This is a genomic window from Blautia sp. ZXY-1-B12, from assembly GCF_056339915.1.
Genome location: NZ_JBWJVP010000088.1, coordinates 1 through 3,750, shown reverse-complemented (window position 1 = coordinate 3,750; position 3,750 = coordinate 1). Strand labels below are relative to the sequence as shown.

General features: G+C 41.4%; 3 protein-coding genes. All 3 read left to right on the top strand.

Going from position 1 to position 3,750, the window contains the following annotated elements:
- A partial coding sequence (locus AC075L_RS05915; protein WP_476387343.1) for an ATP-binding response regulator occupies positions 1 to 659 on the top strand: 659 nt, incomplete at its 5' end.
- A 36-nt stretch (positions 660 to 695) separates the two neighbouring features.
- Entirely contained in the window at positions 696 to 2,756 is a 2,061-nt protein-coding gene (locus tag AC075L_RS05910) for an ATP-binding protein (RefSeq protein WP_476387342.1), read from the top strand.
- A gap of 183 nt (positions 2,757 to 2,939) precedes the next feature.
- Positions 2,940 to 3,750 (top strand): NAD(P)H-dependent flavin oxidoreductase (locus AC075L_RS05905; RefSeq protein ID WP_476387341.1); only part of this gene is annotated, 811 nt, incomplete at its 3' end.

The following is a 3,750-nucleotide window of genomic DNA, read 5'->3' as shown; positions in this document are numbered from 1 at the left end:
TGACCTGTACAGATACCGGGATCGGCATGAGTGAGGAATTTCAGAAAAGGGCATTTGAGCCTTTTGCCCAGGAAGGGCAGTCAGCCAGAACAAAATATGCAGGTACCGGTCTGGGACTTGCCATTGCCAGAAAACTGACAGAACTGCAGGGAGGAACTCTTTTCTTTGATAGCATACAGGGAAAAGGAACCAAATTTATTCTCCATATTTCTTTTGAAATCTCTGCAGAGGAACAGGAAAAGAAATCTCATATGTATCAGAACTGTTCAGTAGAGGGGATTCAGGTTCTGCTGGTGGAAGATAATGAGCTGAATATGGAAATTGCTGAGTTTCTGCTGAAAGAAGAAAAAATGATAGTGACAAAGGCATGGAATGGACGGGAAGCCGTAGAAATCTTTGAGAATTCAGAGCCCGGATACTTTGATGTGATTCTGATGGATCTGATGATGCCACAAATGGGAGGTCTGGAAGCTGCCCGCAGAATCAGAAAAATGGATCGAGAGGATGCGAAATCTATCCCCATTTTTGCTATGACAGCCAATGCCTTTCTGGATGATATTGCACAGAGTAAAGCAGCAGGAATGAACGAACATTTTTCAAAACCCCTTCAAATGGAGAAAGTGATAGATACCATTCGATTTTATTGCACAGCCCGATGAGAAACAGTTGGAAGATAACATAACGAGGAAAATTTAATGAAAATAAATAGTACAGCTGCTAAACATATTAAAAAATACTGCTATATTATAGGACTTCTCTCTTTCCTGATCGCATTTTTTGCGTGTAGTCAGATGCTCCGACATCAGGAAAAGGAAAAAAAAGCATCGGGAACTTATATGGCACAAAGCACGATAAGGAGAGTCAAGGCAAAGCTGGACAATTATATAATGATTTCTGATTTTCTGGGAAATTATATCATTGATGGATCGGATATGGATGAAAACACTTTTTCAGAACTGGCAGAAAAGATTCCTAATGAGGAAGGTGTGGTAAAGGCGTTTGAGCTGGCACCGGAAGGGATAATAACCGAAATCTATCCTATGCAGGGAAATTCAGAGGCTCTTGGACTGGATGTTCTGAGGGAACACGAACGGAAAAAAGATGCAGTTCTGGCTAAGGAAACCGGGGAATATACACTTGGCGGTCCCTATCAGTTAAAGCAGGGAGGAACCGGAGCATTACTTTTTAAACCGGTTTATCGAACCGATGATTTCGGAGAGAGTAGTTTCTGGGGATTTGTACTCCAGGTAATTGACTGGGATCGTTTCATGAGTGATATAAATCTGAAATCTTTAAGTGAGGCAGATTTCAGTTATAAGATCTGGTCTTATGACAGAAGCAGTGGAGATAAGGTTATTCTTGCCCAGAGTCAGGATGATATGCCGGAAAACAGCCTGACGATAGAATGTGAGATCCCGAATAACACATGGTATTTTGATATTGTGCCTTCCAATGGGTGGACTCCGGTTTCTCAATGGATTCTTTCCATAATTGCTTCGTATATATTCTCGTTGCTGATCGCTATGGTTTTTTATCAGATATCCAGCAAAAAACACAGAGAAAAACAATATGCTGCTGAGCTTGAGAAAGCGGCAGAACTGGCGAAAAGTGCCAATGAAGCAAAAACACGATTTCTGTTTAATATGAGCCATGATATCCGGACGCCAATGAATGCGATCATAGGTTTTTCCGGATTACTGGAAAAGAACCTTCAAAACGAGGAAAAGGCAAAAGAATATCTGGGAAAGATCTGTTCTTCCGGAAATCTGCTGATGACGATTATTAACCAGATCCTGGAGATAGCCCGTATTGAAAGCGGCACTACAGCTCTGCAGCTGAAAGCAGAGGATATAAACACATTATTTCATACGGTAAACACAGTATTTGAGGAAGATGTAAGGAAGAAGAACCTGCAGTATTCGGTAGATTTGGATGTATATCATACCTTTATCCTTTGTGACAGGGTGAAACTTCAGGAGATAATGCTGAACATCATCAGCAATGCGATAAAGTATACGTCAGATGGGCATGGGGTTCATGTAAAGATATATGAGAAGGATTCAGAGGATCCCCGGAAAGCCCGGCTCATTTTTACCTGTGAAGATACAGGCATTGGCATGAGCGAGGGATATCTTCCACATATCTTTGAAGAATTTTCCAGAGAGCATACAACCACAGAGAACAAGGTCGCTGGTACAGGACTGGGTCTTCCTATTGTAAAATCCATGATCGAGTTGATGGGAGGAAGTATCCGGGTAGAAAGTACGCAGGGCGCCGGGACAAAATTCACTGTAGATATTTCTTTTGATGCAGCATCAGAAGAGGATGTATACAGGAATCAGATATCTGAACAGCCGGATGCATTAAAGAGGATGGAAGGAAAACGTATTCTTCTTGCAGAAGATAATGATCTGAATGCAGAAATTGCGATAGAACTGCTTGCGGAACAAAAGATTATTGCAGACCGCGCAATGGATGGAGCTGACTGTCTGGATAAGCTGGAGAAAGCAGCTTCCGGATATTATGATATGATTCTTATGGATATTCAGATGCCGGTGATGGATGGATATGACGCTACAGCCAGGATACGCAGAATGAAAGATGAGGAGAAAGCTTCCATACCCATTATAGCAATGACAGCAAACGCCTTTGCAGAGGACAGACAAAAGGCGATATCGACTGGAATGAATGATCATGTAGCAAAACCAATTGATATGAAGGTGCTTTTACCGGTGATGGCAAAATATATCAGATAGAACAAATCCGCCGATATGATTACACAAGTTGATCGTATCAGCGGATTTTTTGTCAAAATCTGTGGACTTATATAGTATTAAAAACTATATAAACTGGTTTCTCTTGACAAGAATAAATATTGTGATATACTTTGAATATCAAAATATTTAAAATACAAACAAAATAACAGGAGAAGAATCACAATGAAGAATTTCAAAATAGGAGATAAAATCACAAGAGTTCCATTGATCCAGGGGGGAATGGGAGTTGGGATCAGTCTTGGCAGACTTGCAGGTTCTGTTGCGAAAGCAGGAGGAGTTGGTATTATTTCCACTGCACAGATTGGCTACAGGGAAGAAGATTTCGACAGAAATCCGGCAGCAGCCAACGAACGTGCCATTGCCGGTGAAATGAAAAAAGCCCGTGAGATTTCAGGAGATGGAATTATAGGATACAATATTATGGTTGCACTGAAAGAATATGCATCTCACGTAAAGGCTGCAGTAAAAGCTGGCGCAGACATCATTATTTCCGGTGCGGGACTTCCCACAGAGCTTCCGGAACTGGTAAAAGGAAGTCTGACAAAGATTGCCCCCATTGTATCTACAGACAAATCCGCAAAAGTAATCCTGAAATACTGGGACAGAAAATACAAAAGAACTGCAGATCTGGTAGTGATCGAAGGTCCTCAGGCAGGCGGACACCTTGGCTTTCATAAAGAAGAACTGGAGAAATATACTGAAGAATCCTACAGTGAAGAAATAAAGAAAATCATCACAACAGTAAAAAGTTACGCAGAGAAATATGGGACAGAAATTCCAGTGATCGTAGCAGGTGGTATCTATAACAGAGAAGATGTTCGAAAAGTGGATAATCTGGGTGCTGATGGCATTCAGGTTGCTACCCGCTTTATCACAACGGAAGAATGTGATGCAGACATCCGCTATAAAGAAGCTCATTTAAAAGCAAAAGAATCCGACATTGCCATTGTAAAAAGCCCGGTAGGAATGCCAG